The sequence below is a fragment of the Niallia oryzisoli genome (assembly GCF_043641075.1).
Lineage (GTDB): Bacteria > Bacillota > Bacilli > Bacillales > Cytobacillaceae > Bacillus_BD > Bacillus_BD oryzisoli_A.
Genome location: NZ_JBHZRC010000001.1, coordinates 170,127 through 187,259 on the forward strand (window position 1 = coordinate 170,127; position 17,133 = coordinate 187,259).

The 17,133-nt window shown below is 38.8% G+C and carries 16 protein-coding genes; 15 read left to right on the forward strand and 1 reads right to left on the reverse strand.

Annotated features, from left to right (window positions below; genetic code table 11):
- Positions 1-74 precede the first annotated feature (74 nt).
- The 5 genes from ACHUFV_RS00885 (at position 75) to msrB (ending at position 4,149) form a co-directional block, all read left to right on the forward strand.
- Positions 75-1,688 (forward strand): ATP-binding protein, encoded by a 1,614-nt coding sequence (locus ACHUFV_RS00885; protein ID WP_394231561.1) that lies wholly within the window; start codon positions 75-77, stop codon positions 1,686-1,688.
- Between the two features lie 111 nt (positions 1,689-1,799).
- Positions 1,800-2,372, forward strand: a complete 573-nt coding sequence (locus ACHUFV_RS00890; RefSeq protein ID WP_394231563.1) for an SCO family protein — start codon at positions 1,800-1,802, stop codon at positions 2,370-2,372.
- A gap of 198 nt (positions 2,373-2,570) precedes the next feature.
- Positions 2,571-3,164 carry a YpmS family protein gene (locus tag ACHUFV_RS00895; RefSeq protein WP_394231565.1) on the forward strand — a complete coding sequence of 198 codons (594 nt, stop codon included), beginning with the start codon at positions 2,571-2,573 and terminating at the stop codon, positions 3,162-3,164.
- 20 nt (positions 3,165-3,184) lie between these two features.
- Complete coding sequence (gene msrA / locus ACHUFV_RS00900; RefSeq protein WP_394231567.1) at positions 3,185-3,721, forward strand: peptide-methionine (S)-S-oxide reductase MsrA; 537 nt, start codon at positions 3,185-3,187, stop codon at positions 3,719-3,721.
- Positions 3,721-4,149 (forward strand): peptide-methionine (R)-S-oxide reductase MsrB, encoded by a 429-nt coding sequence (gene msrB / locus ACHUFV_RS00905; protein WP_394231568.1) that lies wholly within the window; start codon positions 3,721-3,723, stop codon positions 4,147-4,149. The genes msrA and msrB overlap by 1 nt, the downstream gene beginning before the upstream one ends.
- Before the next feature lie 41 nt (positions 4,150-4,190).
- Here msrB and ACHUFV_RS00910 read toward each other — a convergent pair whose 3' ends face one another.
- Positions 4,191-5,279, reverse strand: coding sequence for a GDSL-type esterase/lipase family protein (locus tag ACHUFV_RS00910; RefSeq protein WP_394231570.1), 1,089 nt, complete (start codon positions 5,277-5,279; stop codon positions 4,191-4,193).
- 392 nt (positions 5,280-5,671) lie between these two features.
- On the opposite strand from ACHUFV_RS00910, the gene ACHUFV_RS00915 reads away from it, so the two are divergent.
- From ACHUFV_RS00915 to gabT, 10 genes are all read left to right on the forward strand, one after another.
- Positions 5,672-7,138 (forward strand): NAD(P)/FAD-dependent oxidoreductase, encoded by a 1,467-nt coding sequence (locus ACHUFV_RS00915; protein ID WP_394231572.1) that lies wholly within the window; start codon positions 5,672-5,674, stop codon positions 7,136-7,138.
- A gap of 82 nt (positions 7,139-7,220) precedes the next feature.
- Entirely contained in the window at positions 7,221-8,210 is a 990-nt protein-coding gene (locus tag ACHUFV_RS00920; protein ID WP_394231574.1) for a S66 family peptidase, read from the forward strand.
- A 233-nt stretch (positions 8,211-8,443) separates the two neighbouring features.
- Positions 8,444-9,706 carry an ammonium transporter gene (locus ACHUFV_RS00925; protein WP_394231576.1) on the forward strand — a complete coding sequence of 421 codons (1,263 nt, stop codon included), beginning with the start codon at positions 8,444-8,446 and terminating at the stop codon, positions 9,704-9,706.
- 93 nt (positions 9,707-9,799) lie between these two features.
- Positions 9,800-10,780, forward strand: a complete 981-nt coding sequence (locus tag ACHUFV_RS00930) for a DUF294 nucleotidyltransferase-like domain-containing protein (protein WP_394231578.1) — start codon at positions 9,800-9,802, stop codon at positions 10,778-10,780.
- Positions 10,781-10,782: 2 nt separating this feature from the next.
- On the forward strand, positions 10,783-11,514 hold the full coding sequence (locus ACHUFV_RS00935; protein ID WP_394231580.1) for an exonuclease domain-containing protein: 732 nt from the start codon (positions 10,783-10,785) through the stop codon (positions 11,512-11,514).
- Between the two features lie 196 nt (positions 11,515-11,710).
- Positions 11,711-13,069 (forward strand): aspartate aminotransferase family protein, encoded by a 1,359-nt coding sequence (locus tag ACHUFV_RS00940; RefSeq protein WP_394231582.1) that lies wholly within the window; start codon positions 11,711-11,713, stop codon positions 13,067-13,069.
- Complete coding sequence (locus ACHUFV_RS00945; protein ID WP_394231584.1) at positions 13,062-13,754, forward strand: CoA transferase subunit A; 693 nt, start codon at positions 13,062-13,064, stop codon at positions 13,752-13,754. The genes ACHUFV_RS00940 and ACHUFV_RS00945 overlap by 8 nt, the downstream gene beginning before the upstream one ends.
- Entirely contained in the window at positions 13,739-14,407 is a 669-nt protein-coding gene (locus ACHUFV_RS00950) for a 3-oxoacid CoA-transferase subunit B (RefSeq protein ID WP_394231586.1), read from the forward strand. The genes ACHUFV_RS00945 and ACHUFV_RS00950 overlap by 16 nt, the downstream gene beginning before the upstream one ends.
- A gap of 28 nt (positions 14,408-14,435) precedes the next feature.
- Complete coding sequence (locus ACHUFV_RS00955) at positions 14,436-15,704, forward strand: peptidase (RefSeq protein ID WP_394231587.1); 1,269 nt, start codon at positions 14,436-14,438, stop codon at positions 15,702-15,704.
- Positions 15,705-15,733: 29 nt separating this feature from the next.
- On the forward strand, positions 15,734-17,050 hold the full coding sequence (gene gabT, locus ACHUFV_RS00960; RefSeq protein WP_394233333.1) for a 4-aminobutyrate--2-oxoglutarate transaminase: 1,317 nt from the start codon (positions 15,734-15,736) through the stop codon (positions 17,048-17,050).
- Positions 17,051-17,133: the final 83 nt, after the last annotated feature.

Genomic DNA, 17,133 nt, shown 5'->3' on the forward strand with positions numbered 1-17,133 from the left:
AGTGTTATTTTTTAAATATTCGAGATATTGAATCGAAGCTAATAGACATGTGAAAAGGAATTGAGGACAAACGAATGAAAGACTTTCTCAAAAATATATCACTGTTTAAAAAACTGCTTATTTTATCGTTTTTTATTACGTTTATGATTGTGGCTATTACATCTGTCTTTAGTTATTTTCTACAGTCCAAGCAAATGGAAGAACTTTTGTCTGAACATGCAATGGATGTAGCAGCTTTATGGAGCACAACGATTAACTCTGATGATGTCGAAACCGTACTGATAACTAAAAATGAGCGTAATGCAGATTTTGTGGAATTGAAAAACAGCCTTTCAAATTTTACGAATAAAAATATTCTATATTTAAATAGCTTTATTGTTGATAGTGAACAAACAAAAAAGGATGAAGTGTTTATTATTACCTCTGATGAAAGAAAGAAAAAGAATGGATGGCTTTCACTATCAAGCTATAAAACAAATGAAGAATGGCTGGCTGGCTATCAGAAAGTAGTGCAGTCAAAAAAGGCGGCACACAGTAAGGTTTACCGTGATGAGAATGGAGCATGGATTACGGCTTTTTCACCAATCGTTAACAATAAAGGTGAAATGATTGCCTTGTTTGGAGTAGATATTCATGCAGATTCCATCGTAGCTGCTCAAAAGAAATATATATTCTTTTTAATTGCCCTGTTTTTATTCATGTCACCATTTATTTACATTATTTTGAAAAAAGGGTTTAATAAGGCATTGGAGCCGGTTCATGAATTAATAAAAGGGTTTAATGAAGTCAGTAATGGAAATTTTGATGTAAATCTCAAAGTAACAGATAATTCAGACTTAGGTTTGTTATGCGATCGATTTAATCTCATGGTTAAACAGCTGTCCATTCTTGTTGAAAAACTTCCTGTTACCAATGACAAAAAGAGTTCAACTGACCAACAGAATGCGATACATAAATTAGAAGAGGTTTTTGATGAGGTGGAAAGCATTATCGAAAGCTCAAAGCTGATACGTGAATTACAGCGGGCTGAGAAAATGAATGCAATTGGACAATTGGCTGCATCTGTTGCACATGAGATTAGAAATCCAATGACTGTTGTAAAGGGCTTTTTACAGATATTCCTTGCAAAAGAACAAATGAGTGAAGAAGAACGTATGTATATTCGACTGATGATTGATGAGATGAATCGTGCTGAGACAATTATTAATGATTATCTATCATTGGCCAAGCCGGATATGGAGCAAACGGAAAGTATTGCTGGAAAAGAGCTTGCTGAAAAGGTAATGGATTTAATGAACTCATATGCCATGATGTCAAAGAATATTTTTATGCTGACACCAGTTCTGGAGGATATCACTGTAAAAGGGATTAAAAATGAGCTTCAGCAGGTTTTGATCAATATGTTAAAAAATAGCATAGAAGCAATGAAGGAAGGCGGAGAATTACGTTTAAGCCTTTATCAAGAGGGTCAATACGGTATTTTTGAAATTAGTGATACTGGAATTGGTATGACAAAAGAAGAAATGGAGCGGCTTGGTACTGCTTTTTATTCCTTAAAGGAAAAAGGGACCGGTATGGGGTTAACGGTTTGTTATCAAATTATTGAAAGAATGAAAGGTAGAATTGAGGTTGAAAGTGAAAAGGGAGTGGGGACAACATTTAAGATTTTTGTTCCTATTTGCCAATAATTTTATACTAGAAGGTGCTTTTCACAAATCAGACAATCATTTTTCTTTCTTCTTTCATGAAGTTTTGCTAAAATAATAACAATTAAGAATCGTTCAAACGGGGGTTGCATTGTGAAATTTCGGATTCTTTTGTTAGTTTTAGTATCCGCAGTAGTCCTGCTATCTGCATGCGGCGGCATAAAAAATCCAAATAATTGGCCTGTATCAGACTTTACCTATACAGATCAAAATGGAGAGTCTTTTGGTTTAAAGGATTTAAAAGGAAAGGTTTGGGTTGCAAATCTTGTTTTTACAAACTGTGAGGACGTTTGTCTACCAATGACCGCTAACATGAAAAAATTGCAGGATGAAATGAAGAAAGAAGGAATCGAAAATATCCAGTTTGTCTCCTTTAGCGTTGATCCAGAAGTGGATACACCGCAGGTATTACATGAGTTTGGAAAGAAATTTAGTGCAGACTATAGTAATTGGCATTTTCTAACTGGATACACACAGGCGGATATCGAAAAATTTACGTTGGATACCTTTAAAACATTGGTAAAAAAGCCTGAGGCTGAAGACCAGGTCATACATGGTACAAGCTTCTATTTAGTTGATGGCGAAGGCAAGGTAATGAAGGATTACTCCGGCTTAGCTGATATTCCAATGGAACAGATAATAAAAGATATTAAGACTTTGCAATAGGCCTAATTTTAGGCCTTTTTTATTTCGGTTCTATCAAATATGCATGATATAATGAATTTACTTTCCAAGGGCTTAGAGATGGGATGAAAAATCCTCATCCCTCAAAAAGACCTCTTGAGACAAAAAGGGATTAAACAAAGATGCTTTAAAAAGCAGTTGAGTCGTAATGACTAGTTTCGAACACAGGAGGAAGTTTCGTTGAAGGAAGTACAATGGAAAAGGTTGTTTTACCTGCTCTTGGCTATTAACGGTGCAGTGTTGGTTGCTTTTTTTATCTTTTTTACATTATTATTCAGTAGTCCGACTGAAGAAGGGAGAATTCCAAATAAAGCTAGGAATGAGAATGATGTTTATTTTCAAGTAAAAACAAATAAACAGGATTTAAATAGAGTAATTAATCATTACTTAGAAGAGGAGCTATCTGGAAAATTTGATTATGAACTAATACTAACGGATGAAGTGGAATTATATGGGACTCTCCCTGTTTTTAGCAGTGAGGTGGGAATGAAGCTGACATTTGAACCGCATCCTCTTGAAAACGGAGATATTGAATTAGAGCAGAAAACCATGTCGATTGGTAGATTATCACTGCCTGTAACCATGGTTTTAAAATTTATTCAAAACAGTTATCAGGTCCCTGATTGGGTAATAATCCAGCCGGATGAAGAAAATATATATATATCGTTACAAAATATGAAACTAAAGAGTGATCTTGACGTTAGGGTAAATGAATTTAATTTGAAAAAAGATGATATTTCATTTTCCTTAGGGGTTCCTATGAAAGAAAAATAGTATCATAAAGAGGTGTAGTTATGCAAGAACATAAATATGAATTGGCAACATTTGCAGGTGGCTGTTTCTGGTGCATGGTAAAACCCTTCGATGAAGAACCGGGTATCATGAAGGTGGTATCAGGGTATACAGGTGGAACAAAGGAAAATCCTACATATCAAGATGTATGCTCAGAAACGACCGGCCATTATGAAGCCGTTCAGATTACGTTTGATCCAGCGATTTATTCCTATGAAAAGCTGTTATCGATTTATTGGCAGCAAATTGATCCAACTGATGCAGGCGGACAATTCTATGATCGGGGACAATCTTACCAAACAGTGATCTTTTATCATAATGATAAACAGAAACAAGCGGCAGAGCATTCAAAGCTGCAGTTAGAACTAAGCGGAAGGTTTACTAAGCCAATTGCAACAGTCATTCTTCCAGCCAAAACATTTTATCCGGCAGAGGAATATCATCAGCACTATTATAAGAAAAATCCGGCGCATTATGAAAGATATCAATTCGGCTCAGGTCGAAGGGCATTTATAGACAAACATTGGGGGAATATATAATGACAAATATGGAAGAAAACAGAAAAAAATTAACATCAATCCAATATGAGGTTACACAAAATAATGGAACAGAGCCACCATTTCGTAATGAATATTGGAATGAATTCCGCGAGGGAATCTATGTAGATATTGTTTCAGGCAAGCCATTATTTTCTTCAAAAGATAAATTCGATGCAGGCTGTGGCTGGCCAAGTTTCACAAAGCCATTGACGGAGGAAGAAATGGTTGAAAAAACAGATACAAGTCATTTCATGGTTCGGACGGAGGTTAGAAGTAAAACAGCTGACTCGCATCTTGGTCATGTATTTAATGACGGACCAGCACCAACAGGACTTCGCTACTGCATCAATTCAGCATCAATGAAATTTATTCCGAAAGAAAAATTGGAGGAAGAGGGCTTTAAAGAATATTTAAAGCTATTTGAATAAGAGTAAGGAGTGACGGTTTCTATTCCCGGTCACTCCTTTATTTATTTAAATACGAGAACAGAAGAAAGCTGGACATTGTGCTCAGTAGTTTTATTGTTAACTGACTTTGTACCTGTTGTTATAAAGGTAACGACATGATCTCCTGGCGGTATACCGCTGGTGATGTATAGTACTCTATCCTTTCTAATCGGCCACCATGTAGAGATTCTTGTAACAAACTGATTATCAATTAATACGTCCATCTCTCCGCCTTGTTCATGTTTCAACACCTTTACACCTAGATTTGTGCCATTAAAGGGAAATGTGATACGAGCTCCCTTTTCATCGCTTACGTAATAACTATTAAAAGGGTGGAATAAATCGTTTTTCTCCTTATATTGTGAGATTTCGTTTATCGTTAACTCATTTACATGTGTGAGTGGTGCATTTTTAATTGAAACCTGTTTTCCTGTTTCAATTCCACTTGTAATGGCAGCGAAAATGGAATCTGCGTAAAGCTTATAGCCTAATCCGTTTGGGTGGATGAAATCGGCTGTAAGTTGAGCTTCCGTATAGACTGACTTTTGAAATGGGATACGCATATCAATGTGGTTAGCATGATAATGTTCTGAGATCTTTTTGATCTCAGCTGCAAATGGTTCCTGCTTCAGACAGCTTTCTGTAATGGTTATTAGTTCTGCATCGGGATATTTTGTTTTAATTTCGCGAATTAGCCCTTCATAATAATAGGAAAATTGTTTTACATCCATATATTTTCGATCATTTTCACCGAATATCAAGAAGACTAAATCAACAGTAGAAGGAATTTTTGCTTTTTTAAATAAATAGAGACCTTCAAAGGCAGTTGCCCCGCTTTGGACAACGGAGTGTCTTTTTAATTCCATTTGATAGTTTTTCTTCATTTCCTTTTCCCATTGCGAATACCACGTAAGAGAACGGTCTTCAACGCCGGCGCCTCGTCCTATGCTGTCTCCGATGATTAGGTAATCTATTCTATGCTTTTTACCAATCTTTTCATAGACTGGAGTGGATTTACTTATGGCTGTTTCATGATAAATGAGGAAAAACAAGCTAAAGCATATTGAGATTATCAGCATTAGGGCAGCTATATTTCTTCCTTTTGTACTCATACAAATTGCCTCCCATGCAGATTACATATGTATATATGATTAGAGTTGAGTCCGTTATGTCATCCATATTATTAGATTACCGTATCCTGAGAGTTAATATCAGTCTATTTTATTGAAATTGAAAAATAAGATTTTTTCGAATTTAATTATAATTCTGCTTCTGCTTCTGCCGTTTTTATTTTACAAGGAGAGACGGAAATACATAAGGTACAACGAATTTGGAAATAGATTATTTATTTGTGGAATAGAGTAGAATTCTCTCTAAAACACGAACAATTAGTTATTAATAAAAAATATTATTCGTATTATTGATTGACGAAAGCCCTTTCTTCTGATATATTTACTGATGGTTAAGTTAAACGCGAAAGAGTGACAGCTAGGGGGAAGGACATATGAAGCAAAATTATGATGTAATTGTTGTTGGAGCTGGACCTGCGGGTATTTTTACCTGCTATGAATTAACATTGAAAATGCCTGAAGCAAAAGTATTATTAATTGACAAAGGCCATGATATATATAAAAGAAATTGCCCGATATTAGAAAAGAAAATTGAAAAATGTCCTCCTGCAGCTGGAAGGAAAGAATTTGCAGGATGTCTTCCAGCATGCTCCATCACGAATGGATTTGGCGGTGCAGGTGCCTATTCAGATGGAAAGTTTAATATTACGAGTGAATTTGGCGGCTGGATGACAGATTATTTGTCAGATTCAACCGTATTAGAGCTGATCAAGTATGTTGATGAAATCAATTTACAGCATGGTGCAACGACTAGTATAACAGATCCATTAACAGATAAAGTGCGGGAAATTGAAAGACGCGGGTATGCAGCTGGCCTGAAATTATTAAGAGCTCAGGTGCGTCATTTAGGAACGGAACAAAATCTTGAAATAATGAAAAGTATTTATGAATATTTAAAAGATAAAATTGAAATGGCATATAAAACAGAAGTAGAAGATTTAATTACAGAGCGCACTGCAGAAGGCTGGAAGGTAAGTGGAGTACAGCTGAAAACAGGTGAAGAAATTACTTCTGAAAAAGTGGTTATTGTACCTGGCCGTGATGGATCTGTGTGGCTTTCTAAACTTCTGAAAAAACGCCGCCTTCGCATGTATAATAATCAAGTGGATATTGGTGTAAGAGTTGAAACCTCCAATATTGTGATGGAAGAGATTAATGAGCATTTATATGAAGGAAAGTTTACGTTTAATACATCTGTGGGTACCCGTGTACGTACCTTCTGCAGCAATCCATCCGGACATGTCGTTGTCGAAAACCATTCGGGCAGTATGTTGGCTAATGGTCATGCGTATCGCGATCCTAAGCTTGGAAGCCCGAATACAAATTTTGCGTTATTGGTTTCACATGTCTTTTCAGAGCCGTTTGATAAACCTAATGAATTTGCCCACGCTATTTCAAAATTAGCCAATAGCTTATCGAACGGGGGAATTATTGTACAAAAATATGGCGACATTTTAAAAGGAAGACGATCAACAGAAAAAAGAATTAAAGAAGGTTTTGTTGAGCCAACCTTAAAAGAAGCTGTGCCTGGTGATTTAGGACTTGTTCTTCCGTATAATACATTGAAGAGTTTAGTTGAAATGACGGAAGCGTTAAACCACGTAACTCCTGGTATTGCTTCAGAGCATACATTATTTTATGGGGTGGAGGCTAAATTTTATTCCGCAAGACCAAAGCTGAATGACCGCTTCGAAACTGAAATTAGTGGTTTATATGTAGGAGGAGACGGAGCCGGAGTGACCCGCGGCTTGGCGCAGGCAAGTGCATGCGGTGTTTGGATTGCTCGTGACATCATTGAACACGTAAAAGGAGCCTCCAAGAAAGAAACGGCATTATTATAATTTTGGTGTCAGGCACCTCAAAAAGACAGCTGTCCATTTGAGGTGCCTGACACCTGACTGAAAGAAAAAGGTGGAGATTAGGATGTTTGCAGATCGGCTTAAGCCTGGTGATGAAATACGTGTCATTGCACCATCGGCAAGTATGGCATTATTGAAAGAAGATCAAATAAATATTGCGGTTAACCGATTAACGCAACTTGGCCTTCGTGTTACGTTTGGTGAACATGTTTACAAGCATGATGAATTTTATAGTACATCGATTGAAGAAAGAGTAAAAGATCTACATAATGCTTTTTCGGATAACAGCGTAAAATGCATATTGTCAGGATTAGGTGGCTATAACGCTAACCAGCTTTTAGACCATCTAGACTATGATTTAATCCGCAAAAATCCGAAAATTTTTTGTGGATTTGGTGATATGTCTGTTTTAAGTCTAGCTATTTATCAAAAAACAGGCCTCGTTACATATATTGGTCCCGACTTATCTGTCTTAGGTTATAAACATGGTGTGGAGTATACCATTGATATGTTTTTAAATGCGTTAACAAATGACGCGCCATACGAGATTTACCCATCCTCACAATGGAGTGAAGATCATTGGTATAAGGAAAAGGATGATGTTTCATTTTACGAGCAGAAAGAGTATCTGGTTTTGCAAGCTGGAAAAGCAGAAGGAGTGATTGTGGGAGGAAATATAACAAATCTATCCTTGCTTCAGGGAACAGTGTACAGACCATCACTTCAAAATGCGATCCTTTTCATCGAGGCAGACAGTGAATTGTATCCGCAAACCTTTGATCGCACATTACAATCGCTGCTACAGCAGCCGGATGCAAAGGATTTAAGGGCTGTTTTAATCGGTCGTTTTCAAAAAGAATCGAATATGACAGAAGCTGCTATTCGAAAGATCGTTGACACGAAAGCTGAATTAAAACATGTACCGGTCATTGCAAACGTAAACTTTGGTCATGTGCATCCGGTAGCAACAATCCCTGTTGGAGCACATGCGACGGTTGTTGCAAATGTTGATGATATTGAAATAATGATAGAGCAAACGGAAGAAATTGAATAGCGATTAAAAGTGTAAAGAGTATCTTTACACTTTTTTACTTTTTAACAAACTGTATATTCAACCAAGGAATAGGTTAACTTGTTTTTCATGTAAACTTTCCTTACGTAAATTTTCAGAAAGTATTGACAAGTAACATAAATCTGCATAAAATAGAGAATATCAAACGGATGTTATATTTCCTTACATCTAATGAAATATTATATAACATCTGAATAAAGAGGGGAGATAAAGATATGGATCCAATATTTTTAATGAATAGTTTATGGGTTATGCTAGGTGCAATCTTAGTCATATTTATGATTGGCGGCTTTATTCTACTTGAAGCAGGCTCGACAAGGATGAAAAATGCGGGGCATATTGCAGGAAAAACGATTTTTACTTTCGGCCTTGCTTCCATTATCTATTGGGCTGTTGGATATGGTTTCACGTTTGGTGATAATGCAAATTTCTTTGTTGGATTAAGTGATTTCTTTTACTCAGGAGCACAAATTGAAGATGCAAGTTTAGCAACATCTGTGTTCTTTGTCTTCCAGCTAGCATTTGCAGGAATTTCTATTACGATTGCATTAGGTGGTTTTGCAGAGCGAGCGAAATTCTCTGCTTATGTAATCTTTACGATTCTTTTCGGAGCACTTATTTATCCAGTTATTGCTCATTGGATTTGGGGAGGCGGCTGGTTAGCTGAGCACGGTAAACAAGACTTTGCGGGTTCTACAGTTGTACATTTAACGGGTGCGATGGCTGCTTTAGCAGCAACGATTTTATTAAAACCACGAATTGGAAAGTATAATGCGGATGGGACCGCGAATAATCTTGCTGGACATAACCAAGTGTATACAGCTTTAGCTGTATTAATCCTCTGGGTAGGCTGGTTTGGATTTAATGCTGGTAGTACTGTAGCAGTTGATGAAGGCTTCTTCGGATTTGTTGCCTTGAACACAAATCTAGCAGCAGGAGCTGGTGCGGTTGCAGCAACATTAATTTCTTGGGTTGTACTCGGTAAACCGGATGTACCAACCATTTTGAACGGTGCTTTAGCAGGGCTTGTGGCAATAACTGCATCATGTGCATTTGTAGATACTTGGGGAGCGGTCGTCATAGGTTTTATCGCAGGAATCATCGTTTTCTACAGTGCCAGATTCTTTGAAAAGAAAAAAATCGACGATCCAATCTTTGCTTTATCCGTACATGGTACAGCAGGGGTTTGGGGAACATTGTCCACTGGGTTCTTTGCAACACCCGAGCTTGCTTCAGTTGGTCTTCCTGGTTTATTTTACGGAGGCGGACTTGAACAATTAGGTGTACAATTAATGGGAGTTGTTTCTTCAGGTCTATACGCCTTTGTCATTTCTTTTATCATCCTGTTTGTCATGAAAAAATTGGTTGGAATTCGTGTAACGGAGGAAGAAGAGATAATGGGCTTGGATATGAGCGAGCATGGAAGCTACGGATATCCGGAGCAATTTACGGCAAGTGAAGCAAAATTGGATTCATAATAAACAAATGCCTCTGAAAAGGAGGCTTTTGTTTTAACTATTGTTTTCAGATTAATTTAATGAAAGCTACCTAATTAGTTGAGGTGTGTATGGATGGCAAACGATTTTGATTCTTATGAATCTATCAGGAAGTGGAAGGAAAACCATTTAAGCGAATATGCTTATGATACGTATACACTTAATCAGTTTCATGACCTAATCATGAACAAAGTGTTTGAAGCGGCCATTACACGCATAGATAATGGAAAACCTCCATGTGATTTTTGCTGGTTTATAGCTGGAAGCGGAGGCAGGCTGGAGCAGGGTCTGATCAGTGATCAAGATCATGGAATCATTTTCAAGAAATCAAGCGTTGAGAACGAAAGTTATTTTTTACAGCTCGGGAAGGAGGTTTCCTATGGACTTCATGTTGTTGGATACCCATACTGCCAAGGGAAAATTATGAGTTCGAATCCAATGTGGTGTAAATCCTTGGAAGTCTGGCTGGAGCAGCTCTACCGTTGGATGGAAGAAGGTAGCTTAGAATCGATACGTAATCTGCAAATATTCTATGATGCCAGGGGTTTGTATGGAGAGGGTGATTATGTTCAACAGTTGAAAGCCTTTATTTATCAATACCAAAGCAATCAGCCGGGAATTATTAAGCGTTTGATGGAGAGTGTCATGCATATCAAAAATGCTATCGGACCTCTTGGTCATTTTATTCCCATTGAATATGGCAAATATCAAGGTTGTATTGATTTGAAGTATTCTGCTTTTCTCCCATACGTAAATGCCATTCGTTTATTAGCTATCAGGGAAGGGCTATACGAAACATCTACTTTAGACCGAATGGATGCCTTATTACAATGTAATGGTGCTGAAGTAGAGCTGATAAATAGTAGAAGTAATTTTCAACAGCTTTTAGATTACCGGCTTATTTTAGCAAAAGGGAATCGGTATGAAGATGCTCATTATTTACAAATAAGTACACTTGAAAAGCATGATAGAAAAGTCTTAAAACAAATTCTAAAGGATGGGAAAAGGCTTCATCAGCATGTCATCAAACTTATTGAAAAAGAAATAGGGTGTTAATTATGGCGTTTGAACCGTTTTTCCATTTTATGAGGGGAATACGTGGTAAGTTAAATAGCGGTGCTCTTACTGGCGCTTCAGGAGGACAAAATGCGCAGCAAATAGCGTATGTTAGAAATTTGCAAAAGGAAATAAAACAGAGTGACGATTTGCACCTCCCATTAAATCAATTGAGTGTTGTTATTTTTGATATAGAAACCACTGGGTTTTACCCTGAAAAGGGTGATGACATCATTTCAATTGGAGCGGTAAGAATGGTTGGTGATACAATTTGTGACGACACCTTTTATTCGCTAATCCGATTAGAAAAAGAGCTTCCTGTAAAAATTGAACAACTAACAGGATTAACCTCTGAAATGTTAAAGGATGCACCTGCGTTAGCAGATGTTATGATGCAATTTTATCACTTCACAAAAAATTCCACCCTCGTTGCCCACCATGCGAATCATGAAAAAAGCTTCTTACAAAGTGCAAATTGGAAGCTTTTTCGTACTCCATTTAAATACCGAATTGTTGATACATCTTTTCTCTATCGAGTTGCAGAACCAGAATGTCAATTTTATAGATTAGAAGAGTTATGTGATTATAATCAAATCCCGATTGTTAACCGACATCATGCCTTAGGAGATGCAAAACTAACAGCTGAGCTCTGGCGTATATACATAAAAAAGGTTCAGGATTTAGGCTGTCATACCTTACATGATGTTTATCATCGTATCGCAAAACAAAGCTAAAAAAGGCTGATTCCTTCACTCTGCTTTTTCTTTTCAAGGAATGCAGATAATGAGAAAGATTTTAACTTGTGATTCATACAATTTAGTAATTGACACAAAAATGTTTCAATCATGACAGATTGAATGTCTTTGTCTCTGTTCAAGTATATGGCGGGCATCTGCCGTTTTTCTTTTTGAAGACATGGAGAGTGAGAGGATGAAGCGAACGTACTTAATAAAACCGATGCTGGGCGAAGATTATCCAATAATTGATTTTGGTAAGGGTGTATATTTGTATGATATTGAATTTAAGGAATATTTAGATGCTTCCTCTGGTGCAGTAACCGCTAATATCGGTCATGGCGTGAAGGAAATCACTGAAGCGATGAAAAAGCAGGCCAATAAAGTATCATTCGTATATCGCTCCCAATTTACTAGTGAGCCTGCTGAACTGCTGGCCCAGAAGATTGCGAAACAGGCTGCGGGAGATTTGAATTGGAGCTTCTTTGTAAATAGTGGTTCAGAAGCTACTGAGACAGCAATGAAAGTGGCCATCCAGCATTGGCAGGAAAAAGGGCTAAAAACGAAAACAAAAATCTTATCACGCTGGGTAAGCTATCATGGAATTACCTTAGGGGCATTATCAATGTCAGGTCATGCCGCAAGAAGGGAAAGATTTACTCCACTCCTTGAAGATTTTCCTACTATTCATCCTCCTTATTGTTACCGTTGTCCATATAACCAAACTGTCCCGGGCTGCGGCTATCTTTGCGCCCAAGAGCTGGAAACATCCATTAGACGCATTGGGGCAGAGCATATTGCGGCTTTCATTGCTGAACCTGTAGTAGGTGCAGCAGGCGGGGCCATTTCTCCACCGGAACCATATTATCAAATAATAAAAGAAATATGTGATCGTTATCAGATACTATTTATTGCAGACGAAGTGATGACAGGTTTCGGACGTACTGGAACCATGCTTGCCTGTGAGCATTGGGGAATCGTCCCTGATATCGTCGCACTAGGAAAAGGGATGGGGGCAGGATATGCTCCGATTGCTGCTACAGTCGTAAGTGACCATGTAATGGAACCAATACTATCAGGTTCAAAAATTGTTATGAGCGGTCACACTTTAAGTGCAAATCCGCAGAGCTGTGCCGTTGCATTAGCGGTAATTAACTATCTTGAACAAAATAATATTATGAAGCTGGTTTCCGAAAAAAGCTCCTATTTATTTACTAAACTGCAAAAATTGAAGTATCAGTTTCCTTTTATTGGTGATGTGCGGGGGTTGGGGCTATTAATTGGAGTCGAATTTGTCCAAGACCTAAAAACTAAGACTCCATTTCCACGATCAGCCGGATTTACTCAAAGGGTCATTAAGACTGCAATGAAGCATGGTTTATTGCTATATCCTGCAGGTGCAGGTATTGACGGAATCAATGGAGATGCGATTATCATTTCTCCTCCATTAACGATTTCAAACGAAGAGATGGACGAATTGATTGCGAGAATGACAATCACCTGCCAGGAATTATATGAATCTTTTCAAAAAGGAGGTCCAATCACTGATGGATAATCCTTTTGGAAAAATCACAGACATAAAGCAAGTGATGGAACATTTTGATAACGGTATGACCATCATGTTTGGTGGATTTGGCGGTGTAGGGACACCGCCGAGCCTTATTGATGCGATGATAATGAAAGATTTACGTCAGTTAACATTAATCGGCAATGATGCCGGTTTCCCTCAAATTGGGATTGGAAAAGTAGTCTCAAGAGGGATGGCAGACCGTTTAATCGCTTCACATATTGGATCGAATCCCATTGCCGGGAAGCTTATGACGGATGGAAAGCTTTCGGTTGAATTTTCCCCTCAGGGTACACTTGCAGAACGAATCCGTGCAGGAGGAGTTGGGATTGCTGCAATCTTAACAGATATTGGTATGGATAATGAAATGGTAGCAGGGGATAAACAAATTTGCTACATTGACGAAACCCCCTATTTAGTTGAAACTGCACTGACTGCAGAAGTGTCGATTGTGTACGCGAAAAAAGCCGACCCCTTTGGAAATCTGGTATATGACAAAAGTGCCCGTAATACGAATCCACTTGTTGCAATGGCAGGGGACATTACCATTGCAGAAGTTGAGGAGATCGTTCCGCTTGGAGACCTTCAACCCGGAGAAATCATTACTCCAGGGGTCTTTGTTGATTATATCGTGCCATCCGTGGGGGTGAACTGGAAATGGGCATGGCAATAACGATAAGAAATCAGATTGCAAAGAGAGCGGCAGCTGAAATTAGGACCGGAATGGTTGTTAATTTAGGGATAGGGATTCCTTCTATGATTCCCAATCATCTAGCAGAGGATGTTCACGTGATGTTTCATGCTGAAAATGGAATTGTTGGAATGGGGGCAAGTCCCATTCCTGGTGAAGAGGATGAAAATCTCTGCAATGCCGGTGGTCTTCCGGTTACGATTATTGAAGGTGCATCTTATTGCGACAGTGCCATTGCATTTGCAATGATTCGCCGCGGCAAGGTTGATATTACAATACTTGGAGCATTACAGGTAAGCGGAAAAGGAGATCTTGCTAATTGGATTGTGCCTGGGAAAAAGATTCCAGGTATGGGTGGGGCAATGGAGCTTGCCCAAAAAACACAGAAGGTCATTGTTGTTATGGGTCATACAGATTCAAAAGGACAGCCGAAGATTCTCCAACAATGTACATTGCCGTTAACGTCTAAAAGCTGTGTCGATATGATAATAACCGATATGGCTGTTTTTGATGTGAGGAGAGAAGGACTTGTTCTTCGGGAATATTTTGATGGATGTACAATCGAGACGATAAAAAGGCTCACCGGTTGTCAGTTTACAATCTCTGATCAGGTTCGTGTGATACCAAAAGAGTGATCAATATAGCAGTTAAGGAGGAACCCTATTGGAAAGACTCGAGGATGACATTAAAAAGTGGCTTTCAGCCAACCGGACAACAGGAACAAGATTTTTACAAAGGCTTGTTCAGGAACGGAGTATCCGCGGGGAAGAGAGCAAAGCACAGGCCATTATTGTTGAAAAATTACGTCAAATCGGATTGCAGCTTGATATCTGGGAAATAGGCGGCAAAGAATTAACTAGCCATCCTGTATTTAGCAGTGATCGGAAGGAATTTAAAGGGAATCCAAATGTAGTTGGCATCTGGAAGGGAACCGGCAATGGTAAATCAATGATTTTGAATGGTCATATTGATGTTGTACCTGAAGGAGATTTGGATGAATGGGAGTATGATCCATACAGTGGCATCATTCGAAACGGGAAGCTCTATGGACGTGGGGCAACGGATATGAAGGGCGGTACAGTTTCGCTTCTATTAGCAATTGAAGCTATAAAAGCTTGCGGTATCAAGCTGAAAGGAGATGTAATTTTTCAGAGTGTAATTGAAGAAGAAAGCGGAGGGGCTGGAACGCTTGCAGCCGTTCTAAGAGGATACAAAGCTGATGGAGCGATAATCCCAGAACCGACAAACATGAAGCTATTTCCGAAACAGCAGGGATCAATGTGGTTTCGGATCAAAGTGAAGGGACGTTCAGCGCATGGGGGCACAAGATATGAAGGAGTCAGTGCGATTGAGAAAATGATTGCACTGATAAAGGAGCTGCAGCAATTAGAAATGAACCGGAATCAAAAAATCAATGATCCGCTTTATGAAGGAACGCCAATACCAATACCAATCAATATTGGCAAAATATACAGCGGTCAGTGGCCATCCTCTGTGCCTGATTTGGCGATTATTGAAGGTCGTATGGGTGTGGCACCAAATGAAACCATGGAGAATGCTCAAAAAGAAATGGAAGCTTGTTTAGCTAAATTAGCTATAAAGGATCTTTGGTTTACCGAAAATCCTCCTGTTATTGAATGGTTTGGCGGAAGGTGGCAGCCGGGAAATCTTGATTTGGGTCATACATTAATTCAAACCGTTTCCCGTTCTTTTCAAAAAATCAAAGGTAGCGCGCCAATCATCGAGGCGTCACCGTGGGGAACGGATGGGGGAATCCTATCAAGTGCAGGACAGACACCAGTCGTTGTGTTTGGTCCAGGGGTAACAGAGGTTGCTCATGATACAAACGAACATATCGTGATAGACGATGTGTTTGAAGCAGCAGAAGTAATTGCGTTAACACTCTTGGAATGGTGTGGTGTTGATAAGTAAGGGAGGTGAGCCTTATCGGTGCGATCAAAATGGTCACAGGCGTACCTGGACCAAAAGCCAGAGAGCTGCTGGAAAGAAAGCTCAATCATGTACCAAGAGGTCCATTTAATACGCTTCAGACTTTTGTAGCAAAAGCTGAAGGTGCATTAATAACAGATGTAGACGGGAATACATTTATTGATTTAGCTGGTGCAATTGGGACATTAAATGTCGGACACCGTCCAACAGGTGTTGTGGATGCTTTACATCATCAAATTGATCAGTATCTTCATACTTGTTTCCATGTGATGATGTATGAACCCTACATTCAATTGGCTGAAAAGCTAAATAACATAACACCGGGAGAACATAAAAAGAAGTCATTCTTTCTTTCAAGTGGAGCAGAAGCAGTTGAAAATGCGGTAAAGATTGCCAGGAAATATACAGGACGAAAAGGAATTATTTCCTTTGAACGTGGCTTCCATGGCAGAACCTTTATGTCTATGTCGTTAACAAGTAAGGTAAAACCGTATAAATTTGAATTTGGTCCCTTTGCTCCAGAGACATATAAATGGCCATATCCTTATTATTACCACTCAACATTAAAGCCCCGTGAATTAGATGACCAACTCATTAAGCAGTTCCAGGCCTTTTTCCAAAGTGAAGTGGCTCCAGAAGAAGTTGCAGCCATTATAATGGAGCCTGTTCAGGGGGAAGGGGGATTTATCATTCCCTCAGCTTATTTTGTACAGCAGGTAAAAGCTATTTGTGAAAACTATAATATTTTGTTCATTGCAGATGAAATTCAAACAGGATTTGGCAGGACAGGGAAAATGTTTGCCATCGAGCACTTTGGCGTAATTCCGGATATTATCACAATGTCTAAATCATTGGGAGCAGGTATCCCAATAAGTGCAGTTACGGCTAGGGCAGAAATTATCGATGCACCGAATCCAGGTGAAATTGGCGGTACCTATGGTGGAAGTCCGCTAGGCTGTGTAGCTGCACTTGAAGTGATAGAAACAATCAAGGAGAAGAATCTGCTGACAAGATCCGTTGAAATCGGAAACGCTTTCATGAAGCGGTTTGCCCCATTGCAGACTAGTAATAAACAAATTGGTGAAGTTCGGCAGCTCGGTGCAATGTGTGCCATTGAATTTGTTAAGGACCCGATAACAAAGGAGCCCAATAAAGAGCTGGTTGGAGAAATTCTGGCAAAGGCACATCAAAAAGGCCTAATCATCATGAGTGCAGGCTTACATGGAAATATCATCCGGCTTCTTACTCCGCTCGTCATTACGGAAGAATTACTGGAAGAGGGCTTTGATGTTCTGGAAGAGACGATTATTGAATGCTGCAGCAATTAACCGGCAGAAAATAGTTTATATTCGAATTTTCCACCTTATCTTCGACAAAAGTCAGCATCTATTATAAACTGAAGGTGATTAAG

Bases quoted from the DNA above. Each gene is read 5' to 3' on its own strand.
- ACHUFV_RS00910 (WP_394231570.1), bottom strand. From the start codon at position 5,279: ATGAGTACAAAAGGAAGAAATATAGCTGCCCTAATGCTGATAATCTCA.
- ACHUFV_RS00945 (WP_394231584.1), top strand. From the start codon at position 13,062: ATGGATAATCCTTTTGGAAAAATCACAGACATAAAGCAAGTGATGGAA.
- ACHUFV_RS00885 (WP_394231561.1), top strand. From the start codon at position 75: ATGAAAGACTTTCTCAAAAATATATCACTGTTTAAAAAACTGCTTATT.
- ACHUFV_RS00925 (WP_394231576.1), top strand. From the start codon at position 8,444: ATGGATCCAATATTTTTAATGAATAGTTTATGGGTTATGCTAGGTGCA.
- ACHUFV_RS00920 (WP_394231574.1), top strand. From the start codon at position 7,221: ATGTTTGCAGATCGGCTTAAGCCTGGTGATGAAATACGTGTCATTGCA.
- ACHUFV_RS00940 (WP_394231582.1), top strand. From the start codon at position 11,711: ATGAAGCGAACGTACTTAATAAAACCGATGCTGGGCGAAGATTATCCA.
- ACHUFV_RS00915 (WP_394231572.1), top strand. From the start codon at position 5,672: ATGAAGCAAAATTATGATGTAATTGTTGTTGGAGCTGGACCTGCGGGT.
- gabT (WP_394233333.1), top strand. From the start codon at position 15,734: ATGGTCACAGGCGTACCTGGACCAAAAGCCAGAGAGCTGCTGGAAAGA.
- ACHUFV_RS00950 (WP_394231586.1), top strand. From the start codon at position 13,739: ATGGGCATGGCAATAACGATAAGAAATCAGATTGCAAAGAGAGCGGCA.
- ACHUFV_RS00930 (WP_394231578.1), top strand. From the start codon at position 9,800: ATGGCAAACGATTTTGATTCTTATGAATCTATCAGGAAGTGGAAGGAA.
- msrB (WP_394231568.1), top strand. From the start codon at position 3,721: ATGACAAATATGGAAGAAAACAGAAAAAAATTAACATCAATCCAATAT.
- msrA (WP_394231567.1), top strand. From the start codon at position 3,185: ATGCAAGAACATAAATATGAATTGGCAACATTTGCAGGTGGCTGTTTC.
- ACHUFV_RS00935 (WP_394231580.1), top strand. From the start codon at position 10,783: ATGGCGTTTGAACCGTTTTTCCATTTTATGAGGGGAATACGTGGTAAG.